Origin of the sequence: Deinococcus roseus (assembly GCF_014646895.1) — a bacterium.
GTDB classification, from domain to species: Bacteria; Deinococcota; Deinococci; order Deinococcales; family Deinococcaceae; genus Deinococcus_C; species Deinococcus_C roseus.
Genome location: NZ_BMOD01000001.1, coordinates 159,012 through 176,064, shown reverse-complemented (window position 1 = coordinate 176,064; position 17,053 = coordinate 159,012). Strand labels below are relative to the sequence as shown.

At 55.2% G+C, this 17,053-nt stretch carries 12 protein-coding genes; 3 read left to right on the top strand and 9 right to left on the bottom strand.

Annotation, left to right across the window (positions count from 1 at the left end):
* Position 1 precedes the first annotated feature (1 nt).
* The 4 genes from IEY52_RS00695 to metH all read right to left on the bottom strand — a co-directional run bounded on the left by IEY52_RS00695 (position 2) and on the right by metH (position 5,879).
* Positions 2–574: a hypothetical protein gene (locus IEY52_RS00695; protein ID WP_188998320.1), complete on the bottom strand. Its 573-nt coding sequence runs from the start codon at positions 572–574 to the stop codon at positions 2–4.
* A 109-nt stretch (positions 575–683) separates the two neighbouring features.
* A complete protein-coding gene (locus IEY52_RS00690; RefSeq protein ID WP_188998317.1) occupies positions 684–1,508 on the bottom strand; it encodes an alpha/beta hydrolase in 825 nt (274 codons plus the stop codon).
* Between the two features lie 51 nt (positions 1,509–1,559).
* Positions 1,560–2,057, bottom strand: coding sequence for a hypothetical protein (locus IEY52_RS00685; RefSeq protein ID WP_188998314.1), 498 nt, complete (start codon positions 2,055–2,057; stop codon positions 1,560–1,562).
* A 180-nt stretch (positions 2,058–2,237) separates the two neighbouring features.
* Entirely contained in the window at positions 2,238–5,879 is a 3,642-nt protein-coding gene (gene metH / locus IEY52_RS00680; protein WP_188998310.1) for a methionine synthase, read from the bottom strand.
* Between the two features lie 357 nt (positions 5,880–6,236).
* Between metH and IEY52_RS00675 the strand changes: the two genes are divergently transcribed.
* Complete coding sequence (locus IEY52_RS00675) at positions 6,237–7,766, top strand: hypothetical protein (RefSeq protein ID WP_188998292.1); 1,530 nt, start codon at positions 6,237–6,239, stop codon at positions 7,764–7,766.
* Positions 7,767–8,055: 289 nt separating this feature from the next.
* Here the strand turns inward: IEY52_RS00675 and rocD are convergent, their stop codons facing one another.
* A complete protein-coding gene (gene rocD, locus IEY52_RS00670; RefSeq protein ID WP_188998288.1) occupies positions 8,056–9,270 on the bottom strand; it encodes an ornithine--oxo-acid transaminase in 1,215 nt (404 codons plus the stop codon).
* 119 nt (positions 9,271–9,389) lie between these two features.
* Between rocD and IEY52_RS00665 the strand changes: the two genes are divergently transcribed.
* Positions 9,390–9,833 carry an Lrp/AsnC family transcriptional regulator gene (locus IEY52_RS00665; RefSeq protein ID WP_188998285.1) on the top strand — a complete coding sequence of 148 codons (444 nt, stop codon included), beginning with the start codon at positions 9,390–9,392 and terminating at the stop codon, positions 9,831–9,833.
* Positions 9,834–9,916: 83 nt separating this feature from the next.
* Here IEY52_RS00665 and IEY52_RS00660 read toward each other — a convergent pair whose 3' ends face one another.
* The 3 genes from IEY52_RS00660 to IEY52_RS00650 all read right to left on the bottom strand — a co-directional run bounded on the left by IEY52_RS00660 (position 9,917) and on the right by IEY52_RS00650 (position 12,642).
* On the bottom strand, positions 9,917–10,921 hold the full coding sequence (locus IEY52_RS00660; protein ID WP_188998282.1) for an inorganic phosphate transporter: 1,005 nt from the start codon (positions 10,919–10,921) through the stop codon (positions 9,917–9,919).
* Positions 10,914–11,552, bottom strand: coding sequence for a DUF47 domain-containing protein (locus tag IEY52_RS00655; protein ID WP_188998280.1), 639 nt, complete (start codon positions 11,550–11,552; stop codon positions 10,914–10,916). The genes IEY52_RS00660 and IEY52_RS00655 overlap by 8 nt, the downstream gene beginning before the upstream one ends.
* 130 nt (positions 11,553–11,682) lie before the next feature.
* Positions 11,683–12,642 carry a ribose-phosphate diphosphokinase gene (locus IEY52_RS00650; RefSeq protein WP_188998277.1) on the bottom strand — a complete coding sequence of 320 codons (960 nt, stop codon included), beginning with the start codon at positions 12,640–12,642 and terminating at the stop codon, positions 11,683–11,685.
* Between the two features lie 507 nt (positions 12,643–13,149).
* On the opposite strand from IEY52_RS00650, the gene IEY52_RS00645 reads away from it, so the two are divergent.
* A complete protein-coding gene (locus tag IEY52_RS00645; protein ID WP_188998274.1) occupies positions 13,150–15,654 on the top strand; it encodes a vWA domain-containing protein in 2,505 nt (834 codons plus the stop codon).
* Positions 15,655–15,727: 73 nt separating this feature from the next.
* Here the strand turns inward: IEY52_RS00645 and dnaJ are convergent, their stop codons facing one another.
* Positions 15,728–16,843: a molecular chaperone DnaJ gene (gene dnaJ, locus IEY52_RS00640; protein WP_188998270.1), complete on the bottom strand. Its 1,116-nt coding sequence runs from the start codon at positions 16,841–16,843 to the stop codon at positions 15,728–15,730.
* Positions 16,844–17,053 lie beyond the last annotated feature (210 nt).

The following is a 17,053-nucleotide window of genomic DNA, read 5'->3' as shown; positions in this document are numbered from 1 at the left end:
TTTATTTATTTTTACCTTTTCCATTGCCGTTGTCACTACCGTTCCCGTTTCCATTCCCGTTTCCATTTCCATTCCCATTTCCATTTCCATTCCCATTTCCATTCCCATTTCCGTTCCCATTTCCGTTTCCGTTTCCGTTCCCATTTCCATTCCCGCCAGCATTTCCATTCCCATTTCCGTTTCCATTCCCGCCAGCATTTCCGTTTCCGTTCCCGTTGTTGCCAGCAGAGGCGGCCGATTCAGCAGACTCAGCATCATTCTGAATTTTGGGAGCTTTGACCACCGTGAGTTTCAGGGAAATGCCCAGAGCACTGAGGTACTGTTGCAGGGTGTTGGTGCCATTGGCAGTGGTGAGGGTCAATTGACCTGCCACCAGAACACCCGGAGTGCTGGTGACTTTTTCTCGCAGAAACATGCCCACAACTGGACCGCTGTAACCTTCGAGCAATTCGATGCGAATTTGATTGCCATTTTGTTTGCCATAGCCCACCACCCGCTGCAAGCTGCTGTCAAAAACAATCACTTCCAGGGGGGTGGTGGCCAGCAAGGTGGTCAAAAACAGGGGGATGAGCATCTGAACCTTTCTCTTTTCAGTGTACTCTGTTTGAGACCTTCAGCCCAGCTTCAGTTTTAACCCATGCTTCATTCCTGTTCTCATGAACAGTTGAAGGGGCTTCCTTTGATCATTTGCTGGCAAAACGTGCATTCAGCCACTGGTGGATCAGGGCAAACACCTCATCGGCAATGGTGTCATTCAGCAGTTCATGGAATCCCCCATCGAATTCCTGGAAGGTTTTGTCCTGGCTGCGGATTTCTGCATAAAAACGCCTGGAACCGTCAATGTCTGCCAGCCCATCCTGGGTGCCATGAAAAATCAGGGTGGGCAGGTTCCACTGCGCGGTGCCATACCAGACATTGGCGCTGGCCCGCAACATTTCTGCTCCGGTGCGGGCTTTGACCTTGCCGTGGTACACCAGTGGATCGCTGTCATAAGCAGCCACCATCTCGGTGCGCCTGGAGATTTTGGCAGAGTCCAGCGGAACCACCTGCAAATTGGGGGTGATCTGGCTCAGCACCGTGGAGAGGGTTTTGACAAAAGGTGGGGTGTCTGTGCCAATCAACAGGGCAGGGGAGGAGAGGATCACGCCGTCCACCCCTCTGGGATTGGCTTCTGCACTGCGCACAGCCAGCAACCCTCCCATGCTGTGACCAAACAAAATCACGGGCAGGTCAGGGTATTTCTCGCGCAGAAACACCCGAAACTCCAGGCTGTCCTGCACGTGGCGGTCAAAATCTTCCACCAGGGCTGTGGGCGGTGTGGTGGTGTGGCCGTGGCCCCGCTGGTCAAATCCAAAAGCATGAAATCCCAGTTCATTGACCAGATCGATGAGGTGCTGGTAGCGGTGCAGGTGTTCGGCATAGCCGTGGTGCACAATCACCACACCTCTGGCCTGGGGAACCAGCGACGCAAAAGCCTTCACTGGAAGTGAAACACTCAATTGATCCATGCCTCAGTATAGCTTGGATTCGGTCCAAATCTGAGGGCCAGGCGGGCTGGATCAGTATCCCAGCCAGCTTTTTTCCAGCAATTCAGCCATCACTTCGGGGGTCCAGACTTCATGCTGGTACATGGGGAACTGCTTCTTGAACAGGCCCAGACGGTCCCACAGTTCGCGGGATTCGCTGGGCACCACCAGAATCACCCGCACGATGGTCTCGTTGCTGTCATAGACATAAAAATCGAAGGTGACTTCCATTTCGTTGCCGGTGTGGCCCACCACGGGAAAAGAGAAATTGCGGTAACGCCACTGTTTCTTGTTCTTTTGCAGCAGGTGGGCAGCCACCCGCTTCAGCGCGGATTCAGAAAAGGTGTGTTTCTTTCCATCACGGTCTTTGAAAACCTCATCGGCTTTGATCTGGGGCAACTCGGGACGGGCCAGGTTCTTTTTGACCTGACGGCCCCACTTCTTGCCTTGCTGGTTTTTCTGGATGGCCTCCTGCACTTTTTTGGGCAGTTTTTTCTGCTTGATGCTGGGGCCTTTTTTGGGCTGGGTCATGTGCTTCTCCTTGGACAAAGACGCAGAGGATCGTTTTCACGACCCTCTGACGTGTGCATCCTCAAGTTTAACCAAAATGGGTGGGGAAGGGCAAATGATATGCGGCAGAAGGCTGAAGGTCGAAGGCAGAAGGCGTGTGCGGAACGGGGTTTTTCCCTCAGGGCCAGCCGCTTTTGACCATCAACTTTCGGCTGTTACCAGTGTTTTCTGATAGGCCAGGATGGGCTGCAGCCAGCGTTCCACTTCTTCCACGGTCATGCCTTTGCGCTGGGCGTAATCTTTGACCTGGTCTTCTCCAATGCGTCCCACAGCAAAGTACTGGCTGTCCGGGTGGGCAAAATACAGGCCAGACACACTGCTGGGGGGCCACATGGCGCAGGATTCGGTGAGTTCCAGCCCGATTTCCTGGGCGTTCAGGACACTGAAGATGGTGCGCTTCTCGGTGTGGTCGGGGCAGGCAGGGTAACCCGGAGCGGGCCGGATGCCCCGGTAACGCTCGCGGATCAGGTCCTCGTTTTGCAGGGTTTCCTGAGGGGCGTAACCCCAGTGGGTGGTGCGCACGTCTTTGTGCAGCTTTTCTGCAAAAGCTTCGGCCAGACGGTCTGCCAGGGCCTGCACCATGATGGCGGAGTAATCATCGTGCTGGGCTTTGAATTCCTGCACAATGTCTTCTGCACCGTGGATGGTCACGGCGAACATGCCCACATGGTCTTTTTCTTCGGCCACAAAGTCTGCCAGTGCAAAGTTGTTGCCAATCTGCTGGCGTTGCTGCCTGAGGGTATGCAGCACGGTCACGTGTTCTCCATGCAGGCTCAGTTGCAGGTCGTCTCCGGTGCGTGCAGCTTCGTAGAGGCCAATGACGGCCCTGGCCTCCAGGCGGCCCTGGATCTGGTCCAGCAGTTTGCCTGCATCCTCAAAGAGGCTTCTGGCCTGCTCTCCCACCTTGGGATCGTTGAGGATTTTGGGGTAAATCCCTTTCAGTTCCCAGGCAATGAAGAAAGGGGTCCAGTCGATGTACTCGCGCAAATCCTGAATGCTGTAGGTCAGCACCTGGCGGCCCAGGGTGCTGGGAACAGGTCTGTCGTTGTACTCCAGTTTTGGACGGTTGGCCTGGGCTTCTGGCAGGGTCACCATGCGGATGTTCTTCTCGGCATGCTGTTCGCGGATGTCTTTGTAGAGGGCCTTGGTCTGCTGGGAGAAATCCTCTTTGTTGACGGAGAGCAGGCTGCTCAGCACCCCCACGGCACGGCTGGCGTCCAGCACATGCACCACAGGGCTGGCATACTGCGGGTCAATTTTCACGGCGGTGTGTGCGCGTGAGGTGGTGGCTCCGCCAATCAGCAGGGGCAGTTTAAAACCCTGGCGCTGCATCTCAGAGGCCACATGCACCATCTCGTCCAGAGAAGGGGTGATCAGGCCAGACAGTCCAATGGCGTCGGCTTTCTTTTCCTTTGCCACCTGCAGGATTTTCTCTGCAGGAACCATCACACCCAGGTCAATCACTTCAAAGCTGTTGCAGCCCAGCACCACACCCACAATGTTCTTGCCGATGTCGTGCACGTCTCCCTTGACAGTGGCCATCACGATGGTTCCGGCCTTCGAGCCTTCCTGTTTTTCGGCTTCCAGGTAGGGGGTCAGGTAAGCCACGGCTTTTTTCATCACACGGGCACTTTTCACCACCTGGGGCAGAAACATCTTGCCTGCTCCAAACAAATCCCCGACCACGTTCATGCCGTCCATCAGGGGGCCTTCGATGACCAGCAGGGGGCTGCCGAGTTGCTGGTGGGCTTCCTCTGCATCCTGATCGATGTGATCCGTCAGACCGTGAATCAGGGCGTGTTTCAGGCGCTCGTAAACAGGCTGGTTGCGCCAGGAGGCAGCCACCGCTTTGGTTTTCTCGGTGTCCTTGTATTTCTCTGCGAGTTGCAGCAGGGCCTCGCCAGCGTCTGCGTGGCGGTTGAGGATCACGTCCTCCACTTTTTCCAGCAGTTCAGGTTCGATGTCTTCATACACCCCGAGCATCCCGGCATTCACGATGCCCATGTCCAGACCCGCTTTGATGGCGTGGTAAAGGAACACGCTGTGCATGGCTTCGCGCACGTGGTTGTTTCCCCGGAAGCTGAAAGACACGTTGGAGATGCCCCCGGACACCAGCGCTCCGGGCAGGTTCTGCTTGATCCAGCGGGTGGCCTCAATGAAGTCCAGAGCGTAACCGTTGTGTTCTTCCAGACCTGTGGCCACGGTCAGCACATTGGGATCGAAGATGATGTCATGGGGTTTGAAGCCCACCTGATCCACCAGAATGCGGTAGGCCCGTTCGCAGATCTCGATGCGTCGGGCGTAGGAATCCGCCTGGCCCTGCTCATCGAAGGCCATCACCACCACGGCAGCACCGTACTGGCGCAGCTTGCGGGCATGCTGTTTGAAGGCTTCCTCGCCTTCTTTCAGCGAGATGGAGTTCACAATGCACTTGCCCTGGAAACACTTCAGGCCTGCCTCGATCACCTGCCATTTGGAGGAGTCGATCATGATGGGCACCCGGCAAATTTCGGGTTCGCTGGCGACCAGGTTGATGAAACGCTCCATGGCAGCCACACCATCGAGCATCCCCTCATCCATGTTGATGTCGATGATCTGGGCACCGTTGCGGACCTGCTGGGCAGCAATTTTCAGACCTGCATCGTAATCTCCGGCCAGAATGGCCTTGGAGAATCTGGGGCTTCCGGTGATGTTGGTGCGCTCCCCTACGTTCACAAAGTTGGTGTTTTCCGTGATGAACAGGGCCTCCAGACCGCTGTAATTGGGCAGGTTCAGGGGGGCAATGGGAGCACGGGGTTTGAGGTCTTTGACCGCATTCACAATGGCCTCAATGTGGTCCGGGGTGCTGCCGCAACATCCGCCCACGATGTTCAGCAGGCCTTCTTCAGCGAAGCTTTTCAGCACAGCAGCCATCTGCTCGGGGGTCTCGTCGTACTCCCCGAAGGCGTTGGGGAGACCCGCATTGGGGTAGCAGCTCAGGTATTCCGAGGCAATTTTGGAGAGGGCACGCATGTGAGGACGCAGGTCCTCTGCGCCCATCGCGCAGTTGAAGCCCACAGAGAGCATGTCTGCGTGGCTCATGGAGATGTAGAAAGCCTCGGCAGTCTGGCCACTCAGGGTGCGCCCGGAAGCGTCCGTGATGGTTCCAGACACCATCAGAGGCACACGTTTTCCAGTGCTCTGGAACACCTCTTCAATGGCGTACAGGGCAGCCTTGGCATTCAGGGTGTCGAAGGTGGTTTCCACCAGCAGCAAATCCACTTCTGCATCCAGCAGGGCGGTCACCTGTTCGATGTAATCCCGCACCAGTTCATCCCAGGAGTAACCCCGGAATCCGGGATCTTCCACTTTGGGGGAGATGCTGAGGGTCTTGTTGGTGGGTCCGATGGCTCCGGCCACATAACGGGGTTTCTCGGGGGTTTTTGCAGTGAACTCGTCTGCAGCCTGCTTTGCCAGACGGGCACCGTCATAATTGATCTGGTACACAAAGCCTTCGGTGCCATAATCGCTCTGGGCAACTCTGGTTCCCGTGAAGGTGTTGGTTTCCAGGATGTCTGCGCCCGCTTCCAGATAGCGTTTGTGGATTTCCAGAATCACATCCGGGCGGGTGATGTTCAGCAGATCCGAATTGCCTTTCAGGTTGCAACCAATGCCCGCCTGAATGAGTTCTTTGTTCCAGAAGTCTGTTTCAGACAGTTTGAACTGCTGGATCATGGTGCCCATCGCACCATCTAAAACGAGGATGCGGTCTCTGAGCAATTCACGAATGGGGGGTTTGTGCATGTGATCCTCCATCTTTCCACCCGACATGTCATCCTTAACCGCTCCTTGGGTGGCTGGAGAGCACCTTGCCCGAAATGGGGGGCGGGTTGCTGCGTGCTCTGCCTGCGGGTGTGTAGTTGCAGGTTTTCGGGCCAGGTCCCTGACACGCTCTGGATGAAGGTGCGTGGGAAACGCACACTAGAAGAGTATTCTTTCAGCTTCTCTGGTCAGGGTCAAGGGGCGGGCTAGGCATAGTTGATCATGCTTATCAATTATTGTTTGCGGTGGGCCAGATGAGCGTACAGGCCTGCTGGGGGTGCATTCAGGGTCTGCTTTAATGGAGGGGAGCAATGCAATGTAAAACAAATTGAGGTGGAGATGACTCAACAGATGGATGAGCAGGAATGGATTCTTGATCCAGAAATTGTTTTTCGAGCAGCGGCTTTTGATGCCTTACAGGCCAGACATGAAGAGGAGGGCACCCTGCCACAACTGCTCAAGGCCTTGCAGCGTTTGCCAGCATCTGCGGTGTGCGCTGCCCGTCAGGCCTGGGTGCTGATGCGCATGGGAAAAAGGGACATTGCCATCCGTGAAATCGAATTCCAGCAAAACTGCTTGCTGAGCGTCAGTATGGAGGCCCTGTTGAGGTCAGCAGGACAACACCATTTCAGCCCCCAGGAACTGCAAAGGCTCCACCAGATCAATCTGGAACCGGGCAGGGATTCCACAGATTTTGAAGGCATCATGCGCCTGGAATTGCTGAAATCTTCACTGGCAATTGCATTTCTTCAGGGGCAGGGGGTGAAAGAATCCCTCAACAGAGCCTATTATCTCGCTCAGGTGCTGGGAACCAGAAGCATGATTCCCAGAATTTTCTATCAATTGATGAGGCTGCATTGCATCCTGTGTGAATATGAAAATGTTGCAGTGATCTTTCCGCAGGTCGCGCATTCTGCTTTTGCCACAAAACACCTCAAATGGTCAGCGGACGATGTGCTTTTCTATGCTGTTTTGTTTGGCGGATTGCCTGTAGATCAGGTGGGTGGTCCTGAAGTCAGGGTGGCATACAGCTTTTTTTTGGAAGGAAAGCCCGGAACCCTGAGGGGTCAAAGCCAGCTTGCCACAATGATGGAAGTCATTGAATTGGGTCATGAATTGTTTTATTTCTATCACATCAATTATCCGTATCAGATCAGCAAGCAGAACATGAAACATCTGCATGGAATGATCGATAAAATTGATGCTGCATACGATGCTGGGCTGCATTTTGATGTTTCTGTGGATTACTGGGATGACATCATCCCTCTGTTGATTCAGGCATTGGCGGTTTCTCTGAAGGACATGGAAGAAGCACAAAACAGATACCAGCAACTGAAATTCAGAAGCAGGGAAGTTTCTGCGGTTTTGGAGATGGTTCTTGATTTTGGATTGCTCCAGATGAAAACCCATGCCAGGGATTTGCAACCCTTGCCTGCAGGCTTTGCCCAGAAAATGCTGGATCGTGTGCTCTTGTTGAACACCCGACAGAAAGAGACTTTGAACAGGATGTGTGCCCTGTGGTTTCCAGTGGTTCCATTTGTGTTGCAGGGAATTGTGGATCTAAAAATTCCAGACAGCATTGCTGAGGTTCAGCGCAATGGTTTCTTTCTGGCTGGAGAAAAGATCACCAATGGAAAGAAATCTTATCCCACACGCGTGATTCATCGGACGCTTCATCAGATGGATGCAGCACAAAGGCTGGATCTCGATGAAAATGAACTGCGACAACTGAGGGTCCATCGGGAGTACATGCAACGCGTGGGCGCCACCCGTTTCAACATCCGCCTGTGGTCTGATCAACTCAGGCAATTGTTCCTGGACAACCTCCTGCAGGAAGAAAAACCAGCGAACGGAGGTAAAAGTGAGTGATTTTTAGGTTTTCAATCAAGTGTAATGAGCATATTCTGCTGAATTTACTCCTCGGACTTTCTGTCGCTTTTCCATATAATCTTTGCATCTCTTGATGCCAGAGAAATGCACACTCCTTTGGTCCAGGGGATATATCATTGACTTTTTATGAAATCTTTAAAAATACAAAGGGAGCCCGAACAGATAATCGGGCTCCTCTTCTTTGACTGGTGACTGATCGCAACGGAGCCGATGATCTGGCACACACAATTGAAACCGAATTGCAGTCAAATATAAAAAGTCTTAAGATTTATAAAATTGTTTGCTGGATGGTCTGGGGTTGCAACACGTCTTTCAGAACCTGCACCAGATGGTCCAGTTCTGCCTTCTCGATCACCAGAGGAGGGGCAATGCGAATCACATTCACATGGGTTTCTTTGCACAAGATTCCCTGTTCACGCAGTGCTTCGCAGTAAAGGCGGGCAGGTTCTTTCAGGACCAGACCAATCCATAACCCTCTGCCCCGCACAAAATCAATGACCGGGCTGTCGATCTTTTCCAGTTCTGCTTTCAGGTAAGCTCCAAGGTCACGCGAATGCTCAATCAGGTTTTCTTCCTGCAGGACTTTGAGGGCTTCACGGGCCACTGCAGCCCCCAGCGGATTCCCTGCAAAGGTGGAGCCGTGGTCGCCAGGCTTGAACAATCCCAGCACGGTCTGATCTGCCACCACAGCGGAAACGGGATAAAACCCACCAGAGAGGGCTTTCCCCAGGATCACCATGTCTGGACGCACCCCTTCATGGTCGCAGGCAAAACGGGCACCACTGCGGCCCAGACCGGACTGGATTTCATCGGCAATGAACAGGATGTTGTGCGAATCACAGAGGGCACGCACTGCACGCAGGTACCCCTCTGGAGGAATGATCACGCCCCCCTCACCCTGAATGGGTTCCAGCAGAATGGCTGCTGTATCAGGGGTGATGGCAGCCTTCAGGGCCTCAATGCTTCCATATTCCACAGCCAGAAAACCCGGTGTGAAAGGTCCGAAATCTTTTTTGTACTGTTCTTCGGTGGAGAAAGAAACCACGGTGGTGGTGCGACCATGGAAATTGCCATTCGCCACGATGATCTGGGCCTGGTTCTCTGCAATGCCCTTGACCTGATACCCCCATTTGCGGGCGGCTTTGAGGGCGGTTTCCACGGCTTCGGCTCCAGTGTTCATGGGGAGGGTCATTTCATAGCCCGTGAATTCACAGAGTTCCTTCAAAAAGAGGCCCATCTGGTCGTTCCTGAACGCCCTGGACGTGAGGGTGACTTTGCTGGCCTGCTCGATCATGGCCTTCAAAATTCTGGGGTGACAGTGGCCCTGGTTCACGGCACTGTAGGCGCTCAGGCAATCCAGGTACTTCTTGCCTTCCACGTCATGCACCCACACGCCCTCACCCCGTTCGATCACCACATCGAGGGGGTGGTAGTTGTGGGCTCCATGGGCTTCATCCAGAAAAACATAATCTTGTGTGTTCACGTTGGGCCTCCAGACTGTTGTTCTGGTATTCTATAGCTGATTTTTTGTCGTGTCCATCAGCAAAAAGAAAAAAACATTGTGGAAAATCTGCGAATCTAAAGCTTGAAGGGATCAAAACCATGGAAATCAAAAGTCTGGACCAGACCGATCTCAAAATCCTGCATGCCCTGCAGGAAAATGCCCGTGCCAGCTTTGCCGAGATTGCCAAACAGGTGGGCCTCACTGCGCCAGCCGTGACCGAAAGGATCCGCAAGCTGGAACATGCCGGGGTGATCACCGGATACCGCACCGAACTGGATTTGCGGCAACTGGGCTTTGACGTGCAGGCCCTGATCCTCATTGAAGTCACCTACAAAGACGAGCAGGCCTTCATGCGGTATGCCGGCGAAAAACAGGAGGTGCTGGAATGCCACCACCTGCTGGGCCAGAGTGCTTTCTCCCTGAAGGTGTGCGTCAAAAAGATGCTGGATCTGGAAGCCCTCATCCGCGAATTGATGAAATTCGGGCAGACCACCACCCACATTCTGCTGTCAGAAGTGGTGCCCAGGCGCAGTGTTTTTTGAAAGGAGTGTTTTTGAAAGCATGGGTTTGAGGGAAAAGCCATGAAAAAACCCGGACTGCAGTCCGGGTTCTGGGTTCTGTGTTTTTACCGCACAAACAAATCCAGCAGCTTGAAGCACAGCCAGCCCACGGCAATGCAGGTGGGAATGGTGATGATCCAGGCAGACACAATTCGCCCTGCAATGCCCCAGTTCACCTTGCCCATGCCTTTGGTGGTTCCCACCCCCATGATGCTGGTGGAGATCACGTGGGTGGTGGACACCGGAATGCCCAGGTGGCTGGCGGTTTCAATGATGGTGGCAGCACTGATCTCTGCAACAAAGCCGTCCACGGGTTTCAGGTCCACGACCTTGTGTCCCATGGTTTTGATGATGCGCCATCCTCCAATGGAGGTGCCCAGACCCATTGCGGCTGCGCAGGAAAGCACCACCCAGGTGGGCACGTCCCACTCGTTGCCGCTCCAGCCCATATAAGCGGCCAGGGCCATGGTGATGATGCCCATGGTTTTCTGGGCGTCGTTGCTGCCGTGGCTGAAAGCCATGAACGCGGCAGAAACAATCTGCAGTTTGGCAAACACCCTGGAAACCGTCTTGGGTCTCCAGCGGGCAATCACCCACAAGAGGATGATCATCAGCACGATGGGAATCAGGAAGCCCAGGATGGGAGAGGTCCAGAGTCCCGTGAGTGTTTTGTTGACCCCTTTGAACTGAATGAGTTTCCAGCCGCCCTGTGCCACCCCTGCGCCCACAATGGAGAACACCAGGGCATGGCTGGAGCTGCTGGGAATGCCTTTCCACCAGGTGAACAAATTCCAGATGATGGCAGAAATCAGGGCCGCCCCCACCAGTTCCAGGGTGGCGGATTCTGGCGGGATGATGTCTTTCCCCACCGTTTTGGCCACAGCACTTCCCGTGAGGGCACCGACCACATTCAGGACCCCGGCCATCAGTACGGCTTGACCCGGAGAAAGCACCCGGGTGGCCACACTGGTGGCAATGGCATTGGCGGTATCGTGAAAGCCGTTGATGAAATCAAAGGCCAGGGCCAGAATGATCAGGGCAATCAGACCGATCAGGGCAGCATCAGGCATTTTTGAGCAGGATTCCTTCGATGGTGTAGGCCACATCCTGGGCACGGTCGGTGGCATCTTCAAGGTACTGGTACAGCTCGCCCCAGCGGATGGAGCTGATCACACCTTTGATGTCCTGCACCCCGTCGTAGAGTTTGGCCAGCACTTCATCCAGAATCTGGTCGCCGTCGTCTTCCAGGGAGGTGACTTTCTTGACCACATCGCGAAGGGTTTCACTGTGTCTGGCATCGATCAGCATGTGCATGGATTCGGCCAGGGCCAGGGTTTGCCCGGCAATGATTTTTGCCAGACGCTGGGCTTCCGGGGTGGGGGAGGGCATGCGGTACAACCACATGCGGCGGGCGGCTTCCTCAATGGAGTCCACCAGATCGTCCAGACGGCTGGCCAGCATCATGATGTCGTCCCGGTCAAAAGGGGTCACAAAAGTGGTGGTCAGGGCGTTGGTGAGGTCGTGGGTGATGTTGTCTCCGATGTGCTCCAGATCGCGGATTTTGCGGACTTTGTTTTCAACGTCCACATAATTGTCCATGAGGTCAGACAGGGCAATGGCCGTTTCATGGGCATTTTTGGCCGACTTCACGAACATCTGAATGAACTCGGGGTTTTTGGGTAAAAAGCGTGACAAAACCATGACACTACTATATACACTATTTGGCGTACCACATGTCCCAATAGAGACAAAAACCCCCAGGTTTTGATCCTGGGGGCTCCACATCAAACAGGCTTGCTCAGAAAGGTTTGCTCAGAAAGGTTTGCTCAGATCATTCAAACAGAGAAGACACCGACTCGCCGGTGTGGATGCGCTGGATGGCCTCGGCAAAAATGGGAGCCACGGTCAGCACTTTCAGTTTCTTGCCCTGCTCCATTTTCCACTCGGGGACTTCCACGGTGTTGGTGCTGCACACTTCTACCGCGTCCAGACCGGCAATGCGTTCCACAGCAGGGCCAACATACACCCCGTGGGTCACGGCCACATACACATCGGTGGCCCCGGCAGCTTTGGCCACATGCACGGCCTCCACCAGAGAGCCTGCGGTGGAGATTTCATCGTCCACCACAAAGACCTTGCGGTCCTTGACGTCCCCAATCAGGCCACGGGCCTGCACATTGGTGTCTGACAGCCTGCGCTTGTCAATAAAGGCCAGGTTGGCATTCAGGCGACGGGCCAGTGCAGAGGCACGTTTGATGTCTCCAGCGTCGGTGGCCAGCACCACGCCTTCCTGCACGTTGTCGATGTGGGTGATCAGGTGGTTGGCGATCACCACTTCAGAAGACAGGTGGTCCACAGGCACCTTGAAGAAACCGTGCACCTGGGGGCTGTGCAGGGTCATGGTCAGCACCCGGTCTGCACCTGCGGTCTGGATCAGGTCAGCGACCAGACGCGCAGAGATGGAGATGCGGGGCTCGTCCTTCTTGTCGCTTCTGGCGTAAGAGTAGTAAGGAATCACCGCAGTGACCCGGTAAGCAGAAGCACTCTTGGCCGCGTCAATCATCAGCAGGAGCTCCATCAGGTTGTCGCTGGTGGGGGAACTCAGGGCCTGCACAATGAAAACATCGGCTTCACGCAGGGACTCTTTGTAACGCACAATGATGTTGTCGTTGTTGAATTTCTGGGTTTCACTCTGGCCCAGGGGGATCCCCAGGTTGTCACAGACTTCCTGTGCGAGTGCTTTATTGCTTTGACCTGAAAACACTTTCAGGGGACGTTGATTGGCAAACACCTTCAGAACCTCCGGGAGTGGTGGGCTTCAGTTCGCAAAAGACCGTCAGTTGCTGCTTTCGGCAGGAGAGGGCCTGGCGCTCTTCTGCCTGAGCAAAGCGAATTGAAAGGTCAGGACAGACCAACAGGGTTAAGTCTGTTCTGCTCAAGTCAGTAGCATAAAGCATTTGAGGGGAGGGTGCTAGGGGAACCTGTCTGGTTTTGGCAAAACCATCATTTTCACAGGGACAGGTCATGCATGCAAGCGATCAGCGGTCAGCAAGCGATCCTCTGCTTTACTGGGAGGTTGCTCACCTGGGTCAGCAAGAGCAGAACCATCGCTGGCCTGAGGTGTGCGAAAGCCACTGCTTTTCAGGTGTCTCTGGCTGATGACCGATGGCTGAACGTTTTAATCGTGGGTTTGCAGTGGCCAGAACCTTCATCAAGCTTGCCAGGCTGCTTCGGGATGTGTCGCAGAAAGGCAGACAACGGCTGGCAGCTCTTATCATGGAGAACAGGAGGACAGACCATGAATTTATCCCGGACCATGCTCACCCTGGGGTTCCTGCTGGCTGCACAGGCCAGTGCTGAAACCAGAGTGGAGCTGATTCTCGACGCCTCAGGCAGCATGTACAACAAACTGGCAGATGGCCAGACCCGCATCTCTGTGGCCAGGGATGTGCTTTCAGGCTTCATTGCCAGCTTGCCTGAAGATCCGGAACTGAATGTGGGATTGCGCATTTATGGGGCCAAAACCATGGCGGTGGCTCCGGGCAGCTGCGAGGACAGCGAACTGGTGCTTCCCATGGAAGGCCTGAACCGCAAGTCCCTGCAAGACACAGTGCGCAAAACCACCCCCAAAGGGGCCACCCCCATCGCGTACTCCCTCTTAAAAGCCGCAGAGGACTTTCCCAACGATGCCAGCAAAAAAATGGTGGTGCTGGTGACCGATGGGCAGGAGTCTTGTGGCGGAGACCTCAAGGCCGCGATGGAGCTGTTCAAGAGCAGAGGCATTGACCTGAAAGTCATCGGGATTGACCTGGATGCCCGTGCCCAGCGCAGTTTTGAGGGCATTGGCAGCTTCCAGAACACCACCACAGCCAACCAGCTGGCTTCTGCTCTGGGGAACGCGGTGCAGCAGGTTGCAAAACCTGTGCAGCAAACGGTGCCGGTGGAAGTGCAATTGACCGTGAATGGACAGCCTGCCCCCGCAGGCAACACCGTCACCCTGATCCGTTCCCTGAATGGCGAGAAACACCCATTGTTGCAAAACGGAGAGGGCCTGTATGCCCAGGATGTGCCTGTGGGCAACTATTCCGCCCAGGTGAACACCTCCACAGGAGTCAAAACATTCACGGGCATCTCGGTGAATGCCGCCAGTGAAAACCGCTTCACCTTTGAAGTGGGTGAGGTGAAAAACCTGGTGCAACTGAGTTTCACCCCCCAGGCCCCTGTGATGGGCGGTTCTGCCAAAGTGCTGTTCAAGAACGTGCCAGAAGAAGCCACCGGAGATGCTTACATCACGGTGGTGGCTGCAGATGCCTCCGACAACGAGTACGGCAATTATGAATACGTGCAGGGCAAAGAAGGCCAGACCGAACTGCGCGTCCCTGAGATTCCCCAGCCCATGCAGTTCCGCTATGTCCTGACCCTGCCTGATGGCACGGTGCAGGTGCTGGGCCGCAGTGCCACCTTCACCCCCCGTGAAGTGCCCGCCACCGTGAAAGTGCCCGCAGAAATCACTGCTGGAGATGTGGTGAAGGTCGTCTGGACGGGTCCCGGCAACCTGGATGACTACATCACAGTGGTCACACAGGACACCCCGGATGGCAACTACGATGCTTACGCCTACACCCAGAATGCCCAATCTCCGCTGGAAATTCGCACCAGACCTGTGGCGGGCACCTATGAAGTGCGTTACATGAGCGGAGCAGGCCGGGTGCTGGCCCGTCAGACCTTCAAAGCCACCCTGGGCAAATACAGCCTGGGTGCGCCCCAGAAGATGGGAGTGGGCAAAGAAATCAAAATCTCCTGGAAAGGCCCCGGTCAGCCCGGAGATTACGTCACCATCGTTCCCAGAGATGCCCCGGAAGGCACCTACACCCAGTACTTCTATGCAGACAAACCTGAAGGCACAGGCACCCTGATTGCCCCTCAGGTGGCAGGAGAATACCAGATCCGCTTCAACTCCGAAGCCACCGGTCAGGCTTTCACGGTGCTGAACATCACCATTGAAGGCACCGATTACAGCATCACAGCACCCGCTTCTGTGGTGGCAGGCAGCACCATCTCGGTGCAATGGAAAGGGGCCGATGCTCCCGGAGATTACCTCACCATTGTGCCCAGAACGGCCCAGGATGGGACGTACCTGCAGTATTCCTACACCAGCAGTGGCACCCCTTTGAATTTGCAGGTTCCTGTGACCCCCGGAGATTACGAAATCCGCTACCAGAGTGAAGGTCTGGGCAATGCTGTGCTGGCCCGTGTTCCGCTGAAGGTTGCCGCCGCCAGCATCAGCCTGAAGTATCCGGGTTCAGTGATGGCAGGCAGCATCCTGAGGGTGACGGTGCAGGGACCCAACAACGATGGAGATTACCTCACCATTGTGCCCAAAGATGCCCCGGACGGGACTTTCACGTCCTACATTTACACCAGTGGAGGCAACCCGGTGATGGTCCCTGCACCTGCAGACCCTGGCACCTATGAAGTCCGCTACATGAGTGAAGCCAATGGCGGAACCGTGCTGTTCAGGCAGCCCCTGACCCTCACAGCCGCAAAAGCCACCATTCAGGCCCCAGCTTCTGGAAAAGTCAGCACCTCAGTGCGCATCACCTGGTCGGGTCCTGGTGGCCCCAACGACCGCATTGTGCTGGCCCGCAAAGGCTCAGATGCCGGTGAGTGGATCTATGAATACGGGGTGGGAGATGCCCTGCAGTTCGATGTGAGCCTGCCCGATGAAGCAGGAGATTACGAGATCCGTTACCTCACCGAGAACAACACCATGCTGGTGAAGGTGCCTGTCAAAGTGCAATGAACCCCCACCGATCAAACCCCATCAAAAAACCAGAGGAAAAATCCTCTGGTTCTCTTTTTGTGCTGCGCAAGGGTTACTCGCCCCTTAAAGCCTTGCCAATTTTTTCGAAGAAGCCTTCTTTGTGCTCCTCGGGGTGCTCGCCCACCACTTTGGCGTAGGCTTCCAGGTGGGTTTTGGCTTCCTTGCTGAGTTTGGCGGCACTGGGGATGTTGATCTTGAAATGCACGCACAGATCACCATTGCCACCCCCCTGCAGTCTGGGCATGCCCATGGAACGCAGGCGGGTGTACTCTCCGTGCTGGGTGCCGGGTTTGACCTCTACTTCTTTGTCTCCATCCAGGGTGGGCACATTGATCTTGCCCCCAAAAATCGCCTCGGTGATGCCCAGTTCTGCCACGTAATGCAGGTGCTCTTCTTCCCGCTTCAAATGGGGGTGGGCCTTCATGGTGAGGTGAACGTAAAGGTCTCCTGCACCTCCCGGTCCATCGTTGCCCTGTCCGGTCACACGCAAACGGTAACCTCCGTCAATGCCTTTGGGCAGTTTGACCTTGATCTTTTCGGTGTTGATGACGCGGCCCCGACCTTTGCATTTTTTGCAGGGATCGGTGATCAGCACGCCTTCACCCCGGCAGGTCTGGCAGGGTTGTTCGGTGACAAAGGAACCCAGAATGGTTCTTTGCTGGTGGCGCACGTATCCTGAACCGCTGCAGGTGGTGCAGGTTTTGGGGGTGCTGCCGGGTTCGCTGCGGGAGCCCTCGCAGGCATCGCAGGTGGTGAGGCGGTCCACCTCCACTTCGATTTCTGCGCCGTCACGGGCTTCCTCCAGGGTGATTTCTGCATCCACCTGCAGGTCTTCACCTCTGGGTTTGGCGTTGCCCCTGCGGTTCCCCTGCCCCCCGAAGAAGGCATCTCCAAAGAACTGGGAAAACAGGTCTTCTACACTGAAACCGCCTGCACCGCCTCCGGGCATGCCCCCGGTCTGGGGTTCGCTGCCGTAACGGTCGTAGTGTGCCCGCTTGTCAGGGTCAGACAGGGTGGCGTAGGCGTTGTTGATCTGGGCGAATTTTTCCTGTGCGCCCTCCTCCTTGTTCCGGTCCGGGTGGTACTTGAGGGCCAGAGCACGGTAGGCGCGCTTGATTTCTTCTTGTGAGGCGTCTTTTTCCACACCAAGGATTTGGTAGTAATCCATACCTGTACTTCACAATAACACACTCAAGCTTTGTGAGGGGAGTGCTGTGCACTTTTTTGGAGCTTTCAGCAGTCAGCTGTCAGCAAAAACCTCCCTTGCAAACCTGTGCGTTGGAGGAGGGCGTTTTGTGCTTGATGGGTCCTGTGCAACAGCAGGAGTGTAAGAGATGCTCTGTTTGCTGACGGCTGACTGCTGAAAACTGACTGCTTT

What these genes read in the sequence shown, in the direction of transcription:
- IEY52_RS00695 (WP_188998320.1), bottom strand. Translation starts at nt 574, where the DNA reads ATGCTCATCCCCCTGTTTTTGACCACCTTGCTGGCCACCACCCCCCTG.
- IEY52_RS00690 (WP_188998317.1), bottom strand. Translation starts at nt 1,508, where the DNA reads ATGGATCAATTGAGTGTTTCACTTCCAGTGAAGGCTTTTGCGTCGCTG.
- IEY52_RS00685 (WP_188998314.1), bottom strand. Translation starts at nt 2,057, where the DNA reads ATGACCCAGCCCAAAAAAGGCCCCAGCATCAAGCAGAAAAAACTGCCC.
- metH (WP_188998310.1), bottom strand. Translation starts at nt 5,879, where the DNA reads ATGCACAAACCCCCCATTCGTGAATTGCTCAGAGACCGCATCCTCGTT.
- IEY52_RS00675 (WP_188998292.1), top strand. Translation starts at nt 6,237, where the DNA reads ATGACTCAACAGATGGATGAGCAGGAATGGATTCTTGATCCAGAAATT.
- IEY52_RS00665 (WP_188998285.1), top strand. Translation starts at nt 9,390, where the DNA reads ATGGAAATCAAAAGTCTGGACCAGACCGATCTCAAAATCCTGCATGCC.
- IEY52_RS00660 (WP_188998282.1), bottom strand. Translation starts at nt 10,921, where the DNA reads ATGCCTGATGCTGCCCTGATCGGTCTGATTGCCCTGATCATTCTGGCC.
- IEY52_RS00655 (WP_188998280.1), bottom strand. Translation starts at nt 11,552, where the DNA reads ATGGTTTTGTCACGCTTTTTACCCAAAAACCCCGAGTTCATTCAGATG.
- IEY52_RS00645 (WP_188998274.1), top strand. Translation starts at nt 13,150, where the DNA reads ATGAATTTATCCCGGACCATGCTCACCCTGGGGTTCCTGCTGGCTGCA.
- dnaJ (WP_188998270.1), bottom strand. Translation starts at nt 16,843, where the DNA reads ATGGATTACTACCAAATCCTTGGTGTGGAAAAAGACGCCTCACAAGAA.